We start from the raw sequence: 17,408 nt of genomic DNA on the forward strand, positions 1-17,408 counted from the left end.
AACGGAGGCGGTTTTGGCGACGATCGCAGTGTATAGTCTCAAGGGCGGCGTCGGAAAAACCTCGCTGGCGGTGAATCTCGCCTGGTGCTCCGCGATGCTCTCCGCACGCCGCACGCTGCTGTGGGACCTTGATCCACAGGCCGCTTCGACCTTCCTGCTCGGCGGCGGCGCGGGCCGTGCACAGGCGCAGGCGGTGTTCACCAAGGATATCGAGCCGTCGAAACTGGCGCACGCCACCGCGATCGACCGGTTCGACCTGATCGGCGCGGACGCGTCGCTACGTGGCCTCGACCTGTTGTTTCACGAACTGGACAAGAAGAAGCGGCTCGCCAAATTACTGTCCCAGCTCGACAGCGCCTATGATCGGATGCTGCTCGATTGTCCGCCGGGCCTCACCGAGACGAGCGAGCAGGTGATGCGCGCCGCCGACCTGATCGTCGTGCCCGTCATCCCCTCCCCGCTGTCCGAACGCGCGTTGGACGAGGTGACGCGCCATCTCGGCGGAAAGGCAAAGGTACCGCTGATGCCCGTCCATTCGATGGTCGATCGCCGCCGCAAGCTGCACGCCGAAGCGCTGGAGCGTCATCCCGACTGGCCGGTGATCCCGATGGCCAGCATCGTCGAATCGATGGCCGCGCGCCGCGCCCCGCTCGGCGCCTTTGCCCCGCGCAGTCCCGGGGCACGCGCCGTCGCCGATCTTTGGCAGGCGATCGAACTGCGCCTGTCGAGACCCAAAAAGAAATGACGCGCGTCACCTCGCGTTCCAGCGACCTCGATCCCGATCTCGTCCTGCGCGCCTATGCGATGGGCGTGTTCCCGATGGCCGAGCATCGCGACGATCCCAGCGTCTTCTGGGTCGAGCCGCGCCAGCGCGCGATCCTGCCGCTCGACGGCTTCCACCTCTCGCGCTCGCTGCGCAAGACGATCGCCAGCGACCGGTTTCGCGTCACGGCCGACACGGCGTTTGAGCAGGTGATCGCGCTCTGTGCGGAATCGGCCGACGATCGACCGGATACCTGGATCAACCCGGCGATCGAGCGGGTGTTCGTCGCGCTCCACCGTCGCGGCTTCGCGCATTCGGTCGAATGCTGGGACGGCGACCGGCTGGTCGGCGGGCTTTACGGCCTCGCGCTCGGTCGCGCCTTTTTCGGCGAGAGCATGGTCAGCCGCGCGCGCGATGCGTCAAAGGTCGCGATCGCCGCGCTGGTCGCACGCCTCCGCGTCGGCGGTTTCGCCCTGCTCGATTGCCAGTTCATCACCGACCACCTCGCCTCGCTGGGCGCGGTGGAGGTGCCGCGCGAAGATTATCTGTCGCTATTGTCCGATGCGCTGGGCGAGGGCGCCGCCGGGCTTGGCGTCGCGGCAGGCGCGGCATCCTGTCCTTCATCGGCGGACTTCGGCGCGCTCGACCGTTTCGGCGCTGGATCGGACGCACCCGCTCCCACCACTTCGCCCCCGGTATCGGGGAAGGTCATCGCACAGCTCTTGACCCAGACATCGTAGATCGGGTGCTGGACGACGTTGAGGCCCGGCCGTTCCTTGAACAGCCAGCCCGAAAAGGCGCGCGTGAACTTCCCGTCGGTGCCGCGCACATCGACCTGCGCGAAGGCGCCGGTATATTGCTCCGTCTCCCAAGGCGCGGTCTTCTCGCACGCGCGCAGCCGGACGATCACATCGCCCGCGCGCACCGCCTGGCCGGGCTTGAGCGTCAGGTCGCGCGCCTCGCCATTGCGCTTGTTGAGCAGCCCCAGCACCGCGACGCGATCCTGCATCGGCGTGACGCCCGATACCGACGCGGTCGGGCCGGCATCCACCGCCACCACTTCCTCGCCAGTCCCGGCCTTTGGCTCGACCTCGACCCGGTCGATCACCGGCGCATCATTGCCCGCCTCGCCGCCCTTCCCGCACGCCGTCAGCGCAAGCGGCGCCAGCAGCAGCGCAGCGGTCCGCGACAGGCGCATCAGGCGCCGGGCGTCCAGGCTTCGTAATCGCCGGTCGCCGCGACCCGCTTGCCGCCCTTTTCCAGCGCGCCCGCCGGGCGATAGGCCAGCGCAGTGCCGGTCAGGTTGGGCACGGCGGGCTGCTCCCATTTACGCAGCGGCGGGAGCGCGCGATCGGGCACATCGTCGATCTGGTGGTGAAGCCAGCTGAACCATTCGGGCGGCACCCGGCTCGAATCATTGGATCCCTTGTAGATCACCCAGCGGCGCGGGCGGCCGTGCATGTCCGCCCCGCCCTGAAAATAGAGATTGCCGAGTGAATCCTCGCCGACCTGCTCCTTGCCGCGCAGGCCGACCCAGGTGCCGAAGGTGGAACCGTTCCACCAGGTGAAGATGTTCGCGAAGATACCCATGGCCCGCGCTTTACGCGGCGCGGGCCGCTCGGGCAACGGCGTTCATCGCTTCATGAACCCGGCAACCGCATCGACCAGCCCCGGCGCCAGCGGGCGACTGGCATCGGCATAGGTGGCAAGGTTGGCGGCCCGCGCATCGCTCTCCACCTCTTTCAGCACGTGGTTCATCCTGGGCAGCTGGACATAGACCGCCTTGGGCGCGGCCGCGCGCAGCGCATCGGCATCGGCCTGCGCGACCTGGATGTCGCGACCGCCCTGCACGATCAGCATCGGCCCCTGATAGGCTGCGGCAAGCGCGGCCGGATCCTGCTTCAGCACATCGATCAGATAGGTCTGCACCCCCTGCGGAAAGAAGGGCGCGATGGCGGGTGGGAGCGCGTCCGCCGCAACCGTCCGCCCCGCCTCCAGCGCATCGATCATGCCCAGCAGCGATTCGAGGAACGGGGCATTGGCCGGGTTCGCGCGGAACTGTTCGCGCATGACCGTACCCAGCTTGCGCCCCGGCCCGGCGATCAGGATCAGGCCGCAGATGTCCGCATCGCGCTGCCCGGCGGCCAGCGCAACCAGCGCCCCCTCGCTATGCCCGGCGACCCAAATACATTTCGCAACTGCCCGATCCTTCAGGATGCGGGTCCATGCGACGACGTCATCGGCATAGCCGACGATCGTCGCGCTGTTGGGATCGCTCACCGCCGCGCGGCTTCCGAACATCCCGCGTTTGTCGACCCGCGCGGTGCTGATGCCGTTCGTGGCCAGTTCCTCCGCAAGCTGCCGCAGATAGCCAGCCGTCACCCCCATCGGGCTGTTCCCGTCGCGATCGGTGGGCCCCGATCCCGGGACGATCAGCACCACCGGCGCTCCCTTCCCCGCATCCAGGAACGTCCCGGCGAGCGCCCCTTCCGGCCCCGGCGCCTCGATCGGCACACCGGCCGGCGTCGTTTCCTGCGCCAGCGCTGCGTTGGTGCCCAGCAGCATCGCCGCAGCCGCTCCGATCGTCCGAATCATTCTCGCCTCCCGAAATAATGATATCATCTTTATATCATCATCCAGGTCTGCGCAATTACCTACCAGCGCACTTTGTCTCCAGGGGAGATGCCCAGTTCCGCTGCCCTGCCGCCCAACACTTCCAGCACCGCCGCCACCGGCTCGCCCGATCGGATCGGATCCGGCGAGAAGGGGACGGTATTCTCGGCGATATGCGCGATCGTGCCGTCGGCGCGGATGAAGATGATATCGAGCGAACTCGGCGTGTCCTTCATCCAGAAGCTCGCCTCGCGCGGCCCGCCGCCACCGGGAGGATAGGGGGCGAACAACATCCCCCCATCGGCGGGGATGTCGGTGCGGAACATCAGCCCCCGCTGCTGCTCCGCAGCGGTACGCGCCATCTCGACCTTGAAGACATGCCGCGCAGCCCCTGATTCGATGGTAACGGTGGTCAGCGCCGCTTGCGAGGCGGGTACCGCATCCTTGCTCTCGCCGCCGGTGCAGCCGGGCAGCAGCGCGCACGCCGCCAGCGCCAGACTCAATGCGCGGTCAGGCCGGCTCGACCAGAACCGCGAGCGGGCCCTTTTCGCCTTCGACGATCCGTGCGCGCAGCGGTTGTTCGGGTTCGACGTCATAAATCTCCGCACGGCGCAGCGTTTCCATATGCACGAATATATCGGCCGAATCGTCGTCGCGCACCAGAAAGCCATAGCCTTTCAGCCGATTGAACCATTTGACGGTCACCGCCTCGAACGGTCCGGCCTCTTCGATCAGTTTCAGCCGGTCGATCCGGTCGCCCGCGCCTGGCCGCGTCCGCAGCGGTTCGACCGCATCGGTCAGGTCGAGCGAGACGATCTCGCGCGCCTGCAATCCGCGCTCGCGCTGCACGACGGTGCATTCGACCCGCGCGCCTTCGGGAAGGCTGCGGCGGCCGAGCGGCTGAAGCACCGAGAAATGGACCAATATGTCGCCCGCACGCTCATCATCGGCAACGATGAAACCGAAGCCGCGGGTCACGTCAAACCACTTCACGGTTCCGGAATGACGCTCGCAATCGGGCGCAGTCGCCAGTGCCGGTGCCGCGTTCGGCTCGGTCAGTTCGACAAGGTCGCTCGACGCACGCTGCGGGTCGGCTCGCATTACGACATTTCCCCCTGACCAACGATGTTAACACAGCATTTCCGGAAGGTGCGAATCCTTTGTTACGATGTTCGATCGAGCAATCTTATGAGGCAGGCCGTCCTCCTGACAGGCGAATTGCGCGCATTTCGATCGGGTCAGATCAGATCCTCGACCTCCGAATCCGGCTCCATCCGGGCGATTCGCCATGCCAGCGCGGGGGAATGCCCCGCACGCACCATCGCGGCGACCTGTTTGGCCATCACATCGCGGTCCGCCGCTTCCGCCGCATAGGGGCCGATCCGTCGTCGCCGGGCAAAGGCGAGCGCGGTTTCGGTGGCGCGTTCCTCGACCTGCGGTGCGACTGCCTCGGCGTCGTCGCCAACGATCCCGGCATGGCGCAGCGCTTCGCCCACCCGCCGCGCGCCCAATCCCCGCCGCGCCATCGCCGCAGCCTTGGATTCGGCATAGAGCCGGTCGTTGACATAGCCCAGTTCGGCAAAACGTTCGGCGATCGCCGCCGGGTCGACAGCGTCTCCTTCCCACCCCCGTTCGCGGATCTTGCGCGCCAGATAGGCCGCCAGTTTGCCGCGCGTCGTGGCGAACCGCTCGACATAGCGCAGCGCCAGACGGTCCAGCGAAGCGCGGTCGAGCGGAGGAATGGGGCGACGTGGGGAGCGCATACGCCTTGTTTGTGCCACACTGGCAACCGAATTTGAACGACAGTGCGTAGCAGAGCCGCCCGCATTTCTGATGTGGGGCCTTTTCGTCGATGACGGGCGGGTGGCCTGACACGATCAGGGGCACGGATTTTAGGATATGGCTTTGGACGTGAAGGAACAGGTCGAGGTGAAGGAAGCCACAGTGCAGCCGACGCCGACCGACGACAATCTTCCCCGCCGCCTGGCGGATTTCGCGACGCTGGGTGAAGCGTTGGACTATGCTGCGCGGGGCACGCGCGGGCTGAACTTTCACGATGCGCGCGGCACGCTGACGCGCGCCTACCCGTTCAGCGAGATGCGCGCCGACGCGCTCGACCAGGCACGCCGCCTGATCGCGGCGGGCGTGAAGCCGCTCGACCGCATCGCGCTGATCGCGGAAACCGGCACTGATTTCGCCTCGCTGTTCTTCGGCGTGATCTATGCCGGCGCCTGGCCGGTGCCGCTGCCGCTGCCCACCAGCTTTGGCGGCAGCCAGCATTATATCGACCAGCTCTCGGTCCAGCTCGAAAGCTGCGATCCGACGATGTTGTTCTACCCCACCGAACTCGCCGCGATGGCCGGCGAGGCGGCACGCCAGAAGGGCGTTACCGGACTCGATTGGGCCGAATTCGCAACGCGTGAGGCTCCAGAGGCGGAGCTTCCCCAGGCGAAGACCGACGACATCGCCTATCTTCAGTATAGCAGCGGCTCGACCCGCTTCCCGCATGGCGTGGCGATCACCCACCACGCACTGCTCAACAACCTCTCGGCGCACAGCCACGGCATGGAGCTGCAGGACAGCGACCGCTGCGTCTCCTGGCTGCCCTGGTATCACGACATGGGGCTGGTCGGCTGCTTCCTGTCGGTCGTCGCCAACCAGGTCTCGACCGATTATCTCAAGACCGAGGATTTCGCCCGGCGTCCGCTCGCCTGGCTCGATCTCATTACCCGCAATACGGGCACCACCCTCTCCTATTCGCCGACCTTCGGCTACGATATCTGCGCGCGCCGCATGTCGAGCCAGACCAAGGCGTCGGAGCGGTTCGACCTCAGCCGCTGGCGCGTCGCCGGCAATGGCGCCGACATGATCCGTCCGGACGTCATGCAGTCGTTCGTCGACGCCTTCGCCGATGCAGGCTTCCAGGCCAGCGCCTTCCTGCCCAGCTACGGCCTCGCCGAAGCCACGCTGGCGGTTTCGATCATGCCCCCGGGCGAAGGCATCGTCGTCGAACTGGTAGAGGAAACCCAGCTGTCGGGCGGCACCGATGCAGGCGGCAACCGCCCGCAGCGCTATCGCGCGATCGTCAATTGCGGCAAGCCGGTCAAGGACATGGAGATCCAGATCCGCGAGGAGGATGGCACCCCGCTCCCCGAACGCGCGATCGGCAAGGTGTGGTGCCGCGGCCCCAGCGTGATGGTCGGCTATTTCCGCGACCCCGAATCGACCGATGCCTGCATGGTCGATGGCTGGCTCGACACCGGCGACATGGGCTATATGTCCGACGGCTATGTCTATATCGTCGGTCGGGCGAAGGACATGATCATCATCAACGGCAAGAATCACTGGCCCCAGGATATCGAATGGGCCGTGGAGCAGCTGCCGGGCTTCAAACAGGGCGACATCGCGGCCTTCGCGATCACCACTCCGGGCGGCGAAGAGACCCCCGCCGTGCTCGTCCAGTGCCGCACCAGCGACGACAGCGAACGCCAGAAGCTGCGCGAGGACATTCGCGAGCGCGTTCGCGCCGTCACCGGCATGAACTGCGTGGTCGAACTGATCCCGCCGCGCACCCTGCCCCGCACCAGTTCGGGCAAGCTCAGCCGGGCGAAGGCCCGCAACCTGTATCTCAACGGCGAGATCAAGCCCTACAGCATCGCCGCCTGAGCGAGCGGACCTGGGAAGGGCGGGAAAAATTTTCCGCCCTCCCCCTGCGCCCTAACTGATCGCTAACCTCCGCTCCGGTAATCATGCCGGGTGACCAGCCAGACGACCTCCCAGTTCGCCAGGCCGCGTATCGATATGCGCGCGCTTCTTGGCCTCTATGATCCGGCGGACACGACCGACTGGGGACCCATTCGCGCCGCCCAGATGAATGCGGGCAGCCAGCTCGCCTTGTTCATGCTCGCCGCCAATGTCGTCGGCGCCAGCCTGATCGTGCTCAACTTCGCCGCGCTGGTGCCGCTGTGGAAACTGGCAAGCTGGGGCGCGCTGGTCGGCGCGGTCGGCGTCGCGGTCGCCTTTCGCCGCCTCGCCGTGCGCCACCGTACCGAACGCACCGCAACATTGGGCGATGTCCGCGACACGGTGCTCGACGGGCTCGCGCTCGGCGCGGTCTGGTCGATCGCGCCGCTGCTGTTCGGCGCCAATGCCGATGCGCAGGCTGCGAGCGGCATGTGGATCATCCTGTCGATCCTGATGGCCGCATCCTCGGTTGCGATGGCCGCGCTCCCGCTGGCGACGATCATGTTCCTCGTCGTGCTGGGCGGCGCCAATGCGGTTGCGATCAGCCTGATCCATTCGCCCGCGCTGGGCGCAGCATCCCTGCTGTTCACGCTGCTGCTTGTCTTTGCCTGCACCGCGCGCGGCAAGGCGCTGGTGGTGATCCGCGCCAACGAAATCGCCCTGGCCGAACGCGACGAAACCGTCAGCCTCCTGCTCCGCGAGTTCGAGGACAAGGCCGCGGACTGGCTGTGGGAAACCGATGCGCAGCGTCGGGTGATGCGCGCCAACCCGCGCTTCGCCGTCTCGCTCGGCGTCGATCCGATGGCGATCAACGGAATGCCCTTCCTTCAGGTGCTGGCGGGCCCCGCCTGGGAAAGCGGCAATTTCGCGTCGGGCCTGCGCGGTCTCGCCGAATCGCTCAAGAAACGCGAGCCGTTCCGCGACATTCTCATCCCGGTCTTCGTCGACGGCGAGGAACGCTGGTGGGAACTCACCGGCTCGCCCCGGTTCAACGAGGACGGCAGCTTCATCGGCTTTCGCGGCGTCGGCTCCGACGTCACCGAAGCGCGCGAATCCGCCAACAAGATCAGCCGCATGGCGCGTTACGACACGCTCACCGGCCTGCCCAACCGCCTGCTCATCAACGAATCGCTCGCCGTCGCGATGAGCGAGGCGGACAGGTGGAACACCCGCTGCGCCTTCATGATGATCGACCTCGACCGGTTCAAGGCGGTCAACGACACGCTCGGCCATCCGGTCGGCGACCGGTTGCTGATGCGCGTCTCCGAACGGCTGAAACAGCTGATGAGCGCCAACGACATCATCGGCCGCCTGGGCGGGGACGAATTCGCCGTCGTGGTCCGCGATGCCAGCGACGCCGCCGCCGTCGAGCGGCTTGCCCGCACGATCATCGACGTGCTCTCCGCGCCCTATGACGTCGATAACCACACCCTCTATATCGGCGCCAGCGTCGGCCTTGCCTTCGGCCCGCGGGACGGGCGCACGGCGGAGATGCTGATCCGCTCCGCCGATCTTGCACTCTATCGTTCCAAGGATGCGGGCGGCGGCCTGTTCCACGCCTATGAGCCCCAGCTCCATGTCGAGGCGGAAGAACGCCGCGTCCTCGAAATCGCGCTGCGCGGCGCGATCGAGAATGATCAGCTTCACCTGCTCTACCAGCCCGTCGTCCAGGCCGGCACCGGCGCGCTGATGGGGTTCGAGGCGCTATTGCGCTGGACGCATCCCGAATTCGGCCCGATCTCGCCCGCGAAATTCGTGCCGCTGGCCGAAGACGCGCGCCTGATCGCAGCGATCGGCGAATGGGTGCTGCGCCGCGCCTGTATGGAGGCGGCGGGCTGGGACGATCCGATCCGCATCGCGGTCAATGTCAGCCCCGAACAGCTCCACAACGCCAATTTTGCCGCCTTCGTCGCCCGGGCGCTCAAGGAAAGCGGCCTCCACCCCAGCCGTCTCGAACTCGAAGTCACCGAAAGCGTGTTCATGCGCGAGGGCACCGCCGCGATTCAGACGCTGGAGGCGATCCTCGACATGGGCGTGCGCCTCAGCCTCGACGATTTCGGCACCGGCTATTCCTCGCTCGGCTATCTTTCGCGCACCCGCTTCAGCTCGATCAAGATCGACCGCAGCTTCGTCCAGGGCGCGTCCAAGGGCCAGAAGGAGGCGATCGCGATCATCCGCGCCGTTGTCGCGCTGGCCGACAGCCTCGGCATGGCCACCACCGCCGAGGGCGTCGAGACCGAGGACGAGCATCGCCTGATCCAGGCGCTCGGCTGCACCAAGGTCCAGGGCTATTATTTCGGCCGCCCCCTCCCCGTCACCGAAGCCCGCGCCCTCGCCACCCGCGACAGCGACAGCGGGATCGCCCAGGTCGCCTGACGGCGCGGGTGAGCGGCTATTGGGAGATCCGGGCGGCCTAGAGTCGTTTTCAGCAGAGCTGACACCGGCCCGCTCCCCCACGGGCTCCCCACAAAGTAATACTTTGCGGGGCTACCCGCACCCGGCCACCCATTGAGTGTACCTTGTGGGTGGCCGGGTGGGGGAGCGGGCCGGTGCCGCCTAACTGAAAACGAGCCTAGGCGTTCGCTTCGGAATAGGGTTCCATCGTGTTTGTCGCCTCGTTGAAGCAGAAAAGCTGGTCCGGGATCGAAGCCGAATTGCCCTGAACCGTATCGGTCATCGGCACCTTGCGGCACAGGCGGGGCGGTCCGGAGAGTGAGGGAGACACGACGCTCGCTCCCCCTTCATTTACGTACCGCACCTGGTGAATTTGGCGCGTCGGCTGATAATCCACGGCTTGCGCGCGTAGAATATGGGTCTGCCCCTCGTCATCCATATAATTTGCGGTGTAGCTCCCGCGGATTGCGGCCTGCCGCTGAGCGGCAATGATCCGGTCCTTGCGCTTCGCAGTCTGCATGAGAATCGCACAGACGACACCACCGGCTGCTGCGCCCGCAACGATTCCGGCACCTCGGTTTCTCTTGCCGCCGAGCAATCCTCCCAGCAGCCCCCCGACAAGAACCGCGCCGACGCATTTGCCAACGGCCTTGTCGACCTCGCTTTTTTCGATCTTCGGTTTCCGCTCCTTGGGCGCCCCATGTGCAGGTACCGCGAGACAAAGCGACGCCGTAAGCAAGCCATATGCAGTGGTTCGGATCAGATGCATGACAATCCCCCCTTTCCGAACGGACCTATGTCCGCTCGGATAATGTGAACCGAAAATCCTTGGCATTTGGGTCGTCGCCGATCTGGGAAATGCCGGGATCATACACGCGGGCGACCAGCTTCCCCTGATCGATCGCCATTTCGAAGCGGCGCATACCGCCAAAGGGCTGCGAGCCGTCGGAGCCAATCGCCGCCTCACTGCGATCAGCATAGAATCGATGGGCGAAGCCGCGATCGTCGCTTCGCAAATCGCATTTGCCCGCCCCGCGACAGGTTGCCATGCCGCTAAGGGGCACGGTCTTTTTCGAGATCCCGCGCATTTCAAGCCAGCTATTGACCAGGTTCCCGCGCGCATCCACCGCGATACGTGCTTCAGCAGGATAGGTTTCGCCGCCGATCGCGATCGTGCCGACATAGGTTTTCCGCCACATTGGCGGTCCAGGCAGCCCGGAAGGCGCGCCATTTGAAAACGCGACGAGATCCCCCCCAGACCCGAGCATGAACGCGTCAAGATAGTTGCGGGTGCGGTCGCTATTCGCCATCGCGACCACGACTTCCACGCCGGCAAGGTCAAGACCCGCGTTCTTTGCGTCAGCGAACCCTGCCTTTCGCGCCTCTACGGGATTGGGATAGGAGGGCGCCTTGCCGATCGCGCCAGGCGCGATCAGGACCATTCGCGCCATGCCGCCAGCCGGATCATAGAGGCGCGTTGCAGAGCGGATCGACGCAACGAATGCCGACTGTGCAAAGCCCCCGTCCCGCTCCGCTCCGCCATCGGCCTTGGCCTGAGAGGCAACGTTGAGCGATGCGATCAGCGCTTCGCGATACCCCTCTTTCTGCTCCTTGATCTCATTTGCCGTGCCGCGCCCGAAAAATGTGTCGGACGCCTTGCCGATGGTCGAGTTATTCTTCTCCAGTTGCGTGCGCTCGGCTTCGGTCAACGATGGGGCGCAACCGGAGAAGATCAGTTGAGGTGCTGCGCCGGTCGGGGAGGTCAGGAAGACCGTAACCAACTCGCGCGGCGCCAGATTTCCGGTGTCGCCGGCGACATCCGGGTCGGCAATGGCGAGCAGCGCGTCGCGCAGTCTCGCATTCTTGGCGCTGAAGTCGGAGCCACCGGTCGATTTCACCAGACTGCTGGGATCGATCAGGATCACTGTTTGACGGCCCGGTCCTGCCAAGCCTTCCACATTGCATGCGCCCATGAACTTCTTCGCGGACACGGACTGGCCAGTCTCCTTGGTTTCTGGCGACGACCAGCACCCCGCCAGCAACAGTGCGGCACAGACGCCGACGAACAGATTGCGCATCGCCATGCCTCAATATCCGCTACTGATATATTTCAGCCGAAGCGGCGACGCCGCCCATTCGCCTGAAGTCATGATCTTGCGGCGGCCTGGATCGAGCAGTTCGGAATCTGCCGCATTGAAGCGGCCATTTGGATGCGCCCGCCTCACCGCGTCGCGATAGCGCTGGAGCAGCCCCTCCACCTCGTGATCCTTCTTCATCAAGGCATCGAAATGTGCACGATTCCGCTGGAAGGTCTGGCCACTCGACTGAACGTTGTTCTGCATCTCTTCGGTCTTCAGGGACTCACGACAGACCTCGTTCAGCTCCTGAAGCTTCTTTACGACCTTCTCCTGATAGCCCTTCGTGACTTCGTCGTTCAGCTTGTCGTACCGGATTTTATAGGCAGGATAGGTCGGATCCTCGTCGTGAAACGAGTAGGAGATGGCCGATCCCAACAGCCAGATCGCGACATTGCCGAACATGGTTCCAAACATCATGCCGACGAGGCTGGGCGGATCATTGCCCATCAGAACCGCTTTTTCGATGATCGCGACCACGAGAAAATAGCGTCCGAAACCGATCAGGCCCAGGCCAATGGCATCGGCCATCGTTCCCAGCACGCCATAATACCAGATAAACCGGCGCTTCCGGTCCCGCTCGGCACTATGCATATGATAATGCCATTGCTTGACGAGCTTGCCATGCGCATGGCTGGCAAAGGCGATCGACAATGCGACGGCGACCGTCATGCCCAGCGCGAGCGCCGGCACGCCCTTGGCGACCGGAGAGGCCAGCAGCGTTTCAAAGTTGATCAGGAACTCGAGCGCGGCCAGCCCAAACAACAGCAAAAAATAAATCAATTTGCTGCGCGTATTGGGTTCTCGACCGCCATGTTTCGCCTTCTGGTACTCATAATCCCGTTCGGCGCGATCACGGTCTTCGATCCGTCCTGCATATTCAAGGCGGAAATCAGTCACCGCCTTGTGGCGGCGACTTGCATTGTCGGCGAGAATCTCGTCCCGTCGCGCTTCCATGATGAACGTCGGAACGCTTTTCGGCTTGTCCTCGGCGAAGCGGGACTTGACCGCAGCGAGTGCCGCCAGACGTGTGGGGGCAATATACTGCCGATACCACGAAGCCATGTGCGCAGTGATATTGTCAGGGAGTTCCGACCGGTCATCAACTAGATCGGCGACTTGATCCGAATTGTGGAACTCATGATCGATCCCCCCCATCAACTCGTTGGCTGCCGGTCCGTTGCTCGACAGGTCGAGCGCTACATAGTCCATCAATGCCGTCGGCGACGATGCCCAATAGGACGCATCGCGTGCCACCACCCCATGTTCGGTCATGTTTCCCCCAGAACTGCCCTAAAAACGCGTCGGCTTCTCCATTACTCGCTTTTGCGGAACCATCCGCAACACCATCTTGTTCGGCGCGATCAATTCCACATGACGCTTTCCCGAATCATCTAATTTGAGACTATCCGACATTTGATCGGGCGCAGCAATTGCTGCTTTTCGATCGCGATTCAACTTCGCGCGTCGCCCCTGCGGGTCCGGCCGCACAGCAAGACCTGGCCTTGCCTCAACCAGCGTCCGATTGGTCTCGGCCGTGGCCACAATGGCGCGCGGCGGTGGCATCCGCTTGCACGCCGTCGATGCAGCATCCGCGGGAGCCTTGCACCGATGCGGCTGATCCTCCTCCAGCCAAACCGCAATCGGGTCAGCCCGCGCGCCGAAGATGAACTCGACCCGGCGATTTACGGCCATCAGTGCAGGGTCGTCGTTCCGCACAAGCGGGACCGATTCGCCAAACCCCGCACGCCAGATCGCAGTCGGTCCGACCCCCATCGTCTTGAGCATCGACGTCACCGACGCCGAACGGTCCACAGAAAGGTTATAATTATACTCGGTGCCGCCTCGATCGTCGGTGTGCCCGACCACGAACATGACGACATCCGGCGACTGCCCTTTCAACCCCTCGATGATGATCCTCAGGATGTTCACGGCATCCGGGCGAATCTTGGCGCTTGCCGTGTCGAAGAACGAACTTTCCGGAAAAACCACCCGCAGCAGCGGAACGTCGCGCCGGAACACGCTGGGCAGCCGTTCCCGTCCAACGATAAACTCGGAAAATTGCGGCCGCTGCTCGATCGGATAATTCATGGAGATGCGGCGCATGAGGCGCGCGCGACCATTATGCTCCAGGCACATCATATCTTGCCAGTCGAGCACATAGGTGCCGCCGGTTTGGGGAAGATTGCGCGTGGGATCAACGCAGATTGATTTCTCGGCAAGCGGCACGTCGCGCTGGACCTGCGCCCCCCCGGGCGATGCCCAGAACATCGCCGCCAACAGTCCGCAACATAAGGATAGCCCGATACGCGCCATGCTCTGCCCCCGGCGTCAGGCGTTCCAGCCTAACCTACTGGTTGCGGCAGACAAGCCGCGCCCGAACATTTTCGTCTCACCGCGACCGCGCCCCCGCCATCAGGCCCGCGCCCGCGCCACCCGCGACCGTTCGAACGCCATCGTCCAGCTGGCCCGAGGCGGCGGGATTGACCCGAATCGCAGTGGCGCTACCTTCGGCGCTCGATCCCACAAAAACGGATGAGGATGATGGTCTGGCAACGCATCGGCGCAACCCTGCTCATGGTAGCGCTCCCATCGGTGACGCTCGGCCAGTCCGCGCCCTCGCCCGCCCCCGGCGCCAACCCCATCGTCCGTGACCGCTTCACCGCCGATCCCGCCCCGCTGGTGATCGGCGACCGCCTCTATCTCTATGTCGGGCATGACGAGGCCGGCCCGGGCGAGATGTTTAACATGCGCGACTGGCGCGTCTATTCGACCACCGACATGAAGACATGGACCGATCACGGCGCGATCATGCACGTGCACGACTTCAAATGGGCCAAGAAGGACGCCTGGGCGGCCCAGGCGATCGCGAAACACGGCAAATACTGGTTCTACGCCGCAGTCGAACATGACGACACCCATCCCGGCAAGGCGATCGGCGTCGCCGTCTCCGACAGCCCGACCGGCCCGTTCGTCGACGCAAAGGGCTCGGCGCTCATCACCAATGGAATGACGCCCAAGGGCGACCATAGCTGGGAGGATATCGATCCCACCGTCTTCACCGACGATGACGGCACCACCTGGATCGCATGGGGCAACCGCCAAGCCTATATCGCCCGGCTCAAGCCCAACATGATCGAGATCGACGGCGATATCACCGAAATCACCCCGCCGCATTTCGAGGAGGGCCCCTGGCTGCACAAGCGCGGCGACCTCTATTACCTCACCTATGCCTCGCTCGACCGTTCGACGCACGAGAATGAGCGCGTTTCCTACGCCACCGCCCCCTCGATCCGCGGCCCATGGACCTATCGCGGCGAGCTCACCGGTTCGGCACGCAACAGCTTCACCATCCATCCCGGCATCGCGCAGTTCCGCAGCAACTGGTATCTGTTCCTCCACCATGCCGGGCTGCGCATCGGGGACCGCGAGGGCGCGCTCGGCCGCCGCGCGGTCACCGTCGAATATCTCCGCTACAACCCCGACGGCACGATGAAGCCTGTGGTTCAAACCGACGCGGGGGTCTCGGTCCCCCCGCCCCGCTGAGCCGACCCCGCCCGCATAACTGCGGCGCTACGGGGGGGCCTCAAAACCCCCTTGCAATGTTGGAACTGGTTTCGGAACACTCACCGATGACCGGTCCCCGCCCCTTCAACAGGCGTCAGGCCAAGGAGAACGACGCCTTCCTCGCTGCGCTGCGCCGCACCGGCAATGCGCGGGAAGCGGCGCGCAGCCTCGGCTTCCACCGCTCGACAATGCTCAAGCGCCGCGCGCGCGACGCCGCCTTCGCCGCCGAATGGGACGCCGCGCTCGTCCTCGCCCATGCCCGACTGAACGGCCCCGACGCCCATCCCGACCAGCCCGGCACCAACGAGCCGCGCGCGATCCGCACCGCATCGGGCCGGATGCAGCTGCGCACCCTCCCCCGCCGCGCGCTCGACCGCGCCGCCGAACAGGCATTCCTCGCCGCGCTCAGCGCCACCGCGAACGTCCGCCTCTCCGCCGGAGCCGCCGGCTTCAGCCACTCCGCCTTCTACGCCCGCCGCCGCCAAAGCCCCGCCTTCGCCCGCGAGATGCAGCTCGCACTCGAAACCGGCTATGAACGCGTCGAGATGGCGCTGATGGAGGCCGCGCTCGCGTCCAGCTATCGCGACGACGCCTGGCGCCACAATAATCCCCCCGCGATCCCGTCGATGACGGCGGACGAGGCAATGATGCTGCTGCGCCTCCACCACCAAAGCGTCCGCCTCCAGGACGAACCCCCACACATCAAACGCCGCCGCGGCGAAAGCCGCGAAGCCCACAGCTACCGCCTCTCCGCCATGTACGAAGCGCGCCTGCAACGCGACCGCGACGCCTTCGACGTCGCCGAAGCCGAACGCCGCGCAGCGACGGCGGCGACGAGCGAGAGCCCGCATGAGGAGCCGTTTCCGACGCTCCCGGCGCTTGATCAGGTCACGGGGTGGCGGAAGGGGAAGGGGTGACGGGGGGCGAAAACTGCTACGACGGCTAGTCGAGACCGTAAATCCGTTCAGAATAGTGGCGCACTTCGGCAGTCGCCAGCGCCTCTAGCGCTCGCAAATATGCAAGAAATTCATCCTTATTCGCATAACTAAAGATTTGAGCGCGATATCGCAGTTCTTCGCGCAACTCCCCTTCATTGAGCAATAAAGCGCATTCACGATCGACGAACATTGCATCAACGTAGGGTGCATAGGCCGCGATCGCTTGGAAGTCCGTCATAATTCCACGGGTAAACTTGCGTTGCCCCATCGTTACACGCCGACCGAATGCCGCAAAAAGGTAAGCGAATATCCTGTTGAACGGCACGTCCCGCAGCCGCGGCCAGTCCCAAAAGGCACCGACACGCAGCATCGCCTCTTCCTCGGTCCGACCTTCACGCAAGAAGTCGCGCAACGCAAAGAACTCTCGCCACACTGGATCGAGCAAGGCATCGAGCAGATCGATGCCCCCGCCCGCCGGGCCGGTGTTTGCCATACGCTGCATGGCAGCGGCGAGCGCCGTGCGCCGGTGTTTTCCAAACTGCGATTCCCGGCGGAGCAACTCACGAAACGTGGGCTTTTCCTCAGCCCACATGGTGATCAACTCCCTCAACGCATCGAATCCCCTGTCGCGCTCCCGGCGAATGCCATCAGCAAACTGCGAGTAGTCAGCATTTACGCTGATTCGAATGTCCGATAGCCAATCGTTGCGTGGTCTTTGCAACACCTGATCGGGAGTGAACGCCAGCTGAGGTTCACCGCCATCGCGAAACGCTCGAGCAAACGCAAAGACCTGATCCATTTCGATATCTCGGCTTTCGCGTAGCGAGGCATCGCCGCCGATATCTTCATATGCGTCGCGCAAGCCACGAGCATCATGAAACACGATAGTTTCATTCGAATGCAGGTCGGAATGCGGAAAAATCGCCTGTTGAAGCAAGACTATGCGACGAAGAAGAGGTATGAGTTCTTCGTAAAAATCCTCATGCCCGAGCGGTGCTCGACTGCCAGCCTTGATCTTGAAGACAGCGCTAAACACGAACTGATCGAGGTAGATGGTGGCTTTATCTACTTTGGGCAGAACTTCGCCATAACTGAACCGACATTCGGTACAGCGCATTGTCATCACGTCTCGGCCTGCACTGAGAAAACCGAGTGTCATCCTGCGGCATTGAGGACATTGCTCGAATGGACCTCGCTCCCATGTGAAGCGCTTAGTGGTCACTACGCCGCCCCTTCCCCAAAACTCTCTGCTCG

At 64.4% G+C, this 17,408-nt stretch carries 16 protein-coding genes and 1 pseudogene; 6 read left to right on the forward strand and 11 right to left on the reverse strand.

The genetic code is table 11. The annotated features are described in order from the left end of the window. Positions 1 to 13 precede the first annotated feature (13 nt). Together FPZ54_RS07665 and aat are read left to right on the forward strand one after the other, a co-directional pair. Entirely contained in the window at positions 14 to 745 is a 732-nt protein-coding gene (locus FPZ54_RS07665) for a ParA family protein (protein WP_145846181.1), read from the forward strand. Next, positions 742 to 1,503 carry a leucyl/phenylalanyl-tRNA--protein transferase gene (aat, locus tag FPZ54_RS07670; protein WP_145846183.1) on the forward strand — a complete coding sequence of 254 codons (762 nt, stop codon included), beginning with the start codon at positions 742 to 744 and terminating at the stop codon, positions 1,501 to 1,503. The genes FPZ54_RS07665 and aat overlap by 4 nt, the downstream gene beginning before the upstream one ends. Before the next feature lie 35 nt (positions 1,504 to 1,538). On the opposite strand, the pseudogene FPZ54_RS20395 reads toward aat, so the two are convergent. The 6 genes and pseudogenes from FPZ54_RS20395 to FPZ54_RS07700 form a co-directional block, all read right to left on the reverse strand. Continuing rightward, positions 1,539 to 1,961, reverse strand: a pseudogene (locus FPZ54_RS20395) (DUF2155 domain-containing protein); the annotation flags it as partial. Beyond that, positions 1,961 to 2,353: an NADH:ubiquinone oxidoreductase subunit NDUFA12 gene (locus FPZ54_RS07680; protein ID WP_145846185.1), complete on the reverse strand. Its 393-nt coding sequence runs from the start codon at positions 2,351 to 2,353 to the stop codon at positions 1,961 to 1,963. The gene FPZ54_RS07680 and the pseudogene FPZ54_RS20395, both read right to left, overlap by 1 nt. 42 nt (positions 2,354 to 2,395) lie before the next feature. Next, positions 2,396 to 3,358, reverse strand: coding sequence for an alpha/beta hydrolase (locus tag FPZ54_RS07685; RefSeq protein WP_145846186.1), 963 nt, complete (start codon positions 3,356 to 3,358; stop codon positions 2,396 to 2,398). A 59-nt stretch (positions 3,359 to 3,417) separates the two neighbouring features. Continuing rightward, a complete protein-coding gene (locus FPZ54_RS07690; protein ID WP_239019754.1) occupies positions 3,418 to 3,879 on the reverse strand; it encodes a DUF192 domain-containing protein in 462 nt (153 codons plus the stop codon). A 7-nt stretch (positions 3,880 to 3,886) separates the two neighbouring features. After that, entirely contained in the window at positions 3,887 to 4,477 is a 591-nt protein-coding gene (locus tag FPZ54_RS07695; protein ID WP_145846189.1) for a cold-shock protein, read from the reverse strand. A gap of 137 nt (positions 4,478 to 4,614) precedes the next feature. Further along, positions 4,615 to 5,139, reverse strand: a complete 525-nt coding sequence (locus FPZ54_RS07700; protein WP_145846191.1) for a regulatory protein RecX — start codon at positions 5,137 to 5,139, stop codon at positions 4,615 to 4,617. 136 nt (positions 5,140 to 5,275) lie between these two features. Between FPZ54_RS07700 and FPZ54_RS07705 the strand changes: the two genes are divergently transcribed. Beyond that, positions 5,276 to 7,042 carry a fatty acyl-AMP ligase gene (locus FPZ54_RS07705; RefSeq protein WP_145846193.1) on the forward strand — a complete coding sequence of 589 codons (1,767 nt, stop codon included), beginning with the start codon at positions 5,276 to 5,278 and terminating at the stop codon, positions 7,040 to 7,042. 135 nt (positions 7,043 to 7,177) lie between these two features. Continuing rightward, entirely contained in the window at positions 7,178 to 9,496 is a 2,319-nt protein-coding gene (locus FPZ54_RS07710; protein WP_145846194.1) for a putative bifunctional diguanylate cyclase/phosphodiesterase, read from the forward strand. 196 nt (positions 9,497 to 9,692) lie between these two features. Here FPZ54_RS07710 and FPZ54_RS07715 read toward each other — a convergent pair whose 3' ends face one another. The 4 genes from FPZ54_RS07715 to FPZ54_RS07730 are packed head-to-tail and all read right to left on the reverse strand — an operon-like array spanning position 9,693 to position 13,965. Then, the gene (locus FPZ54_RS07715) at positions 9,693 to 10,283 is read right to left on the reverse strand and encodes a hypothetical protein (RefSeq protein WP_145846196.1); all 591 of its coding nucleotides are present in this window, start codon (positions 10,281 to 10,283) and stop codon (positions 9,693 to 9,695) included. Positions 10,284 to 10,308: 25 nt separating this feature from the next. Beyond that, the gene (locus FPZ54_RS07720; protein WP_145846198.1) at positions 10,309 to 11,598 is read right to left on the reverse strand and encodes a hypothetical protein; all 1,290 of its coding nucleotides are present in this window, start codon (positions 11,596 to 11,598) and stop codon (positions 10,309 to 10,311) included. 3 nt (positions 11,599 to 11,601) lie between these two features. After that, positions 11,602 to 12,924 carry a hypothetical protein gene (locus FPZ54_RS07725; RefSeq protein ID WP_145846200.1) on the reverse strand — a complete coding sequence of 441 codons (1,323 nt, stop codon included), beginning with the start codon at positions 12,922 to 12,924 and terminating at the stop codon, positions 11,602 to 11,604. An 18-nt stretch (positions 12,925 to 12,942) separates the two neighbouring features. Continuing rightward, complete coding sequence (locus FPZ54_RS07730) at positions 12,943 to 13,965, reverse strand: OmpA family protein (protein WP_145846201.1); 1,023 nt, start codon at positions 13,963 to 13,965, stop codon at positions 12,943 to 12,945. Between the two features lie 225 nt (positions 13,966 to 14,190). Here FPZ54_RS07730 and FPZ54_RS07735 point away from each other — a divergent pair, with 225 nt between their 5' ends. Both FPZ54_RS07735 and FPZ54_RS07740 read left to right on the forward strand, forming a co-directional pair. Continuing rightward, complete coding sequence (locus FPZ54_RS07735) at positions 14,191 to 15,195, forward strand: glycoside hydrolase family 43 protein (RefSeq protein WP_239019755.1); 1,005 nt, start codon at positions 14,191 to 14,193, stop codon at positions 15,193 to 15,195. An 86-nt stretch (positions 15,196 to 15,281) separates the two neighbouring features. Further along, positions 15,282 to 16,133, forward strand: a complete 852-nt coding sequence (locus FPZ54_RS07740; RefSeq protein ID WP_145846203.1) for a hypothetical protein — start codon at positions 15,282 to 15,284, stop codon at positions 16,131 to 16,133. Positions 16,134 to 16,158: 25 nt separating this feature from the next. On the opposite strand, the gene FPZ54_RS07745 is transcribed toward FPZ54_RS07740, so the two are convergent. Next, positions 16,159 to 17,271 (reverse strand): hypothetical protein, encoded by a 1,113-nt coding sequence (locus tag FPZ54_RS07745; protein WP_186456953.1) that lies wholly within the window; start codon positions 17,269 to 17,271, stop codon positions 16,159 to 16,161. Between the last annotated feature and the right edge of the window lie 137 nt (positions 17,272 to 17,408).

This window comes from Sphingomonas suaedae (assembly GCF_007833215.1).
GTDB lineage: Bacteria > Pseudomonadota > Alphaproteobacteria > Sphingomonadales > Sphingomonadaceae > Sphingomonas > Sphingomonas suaedae.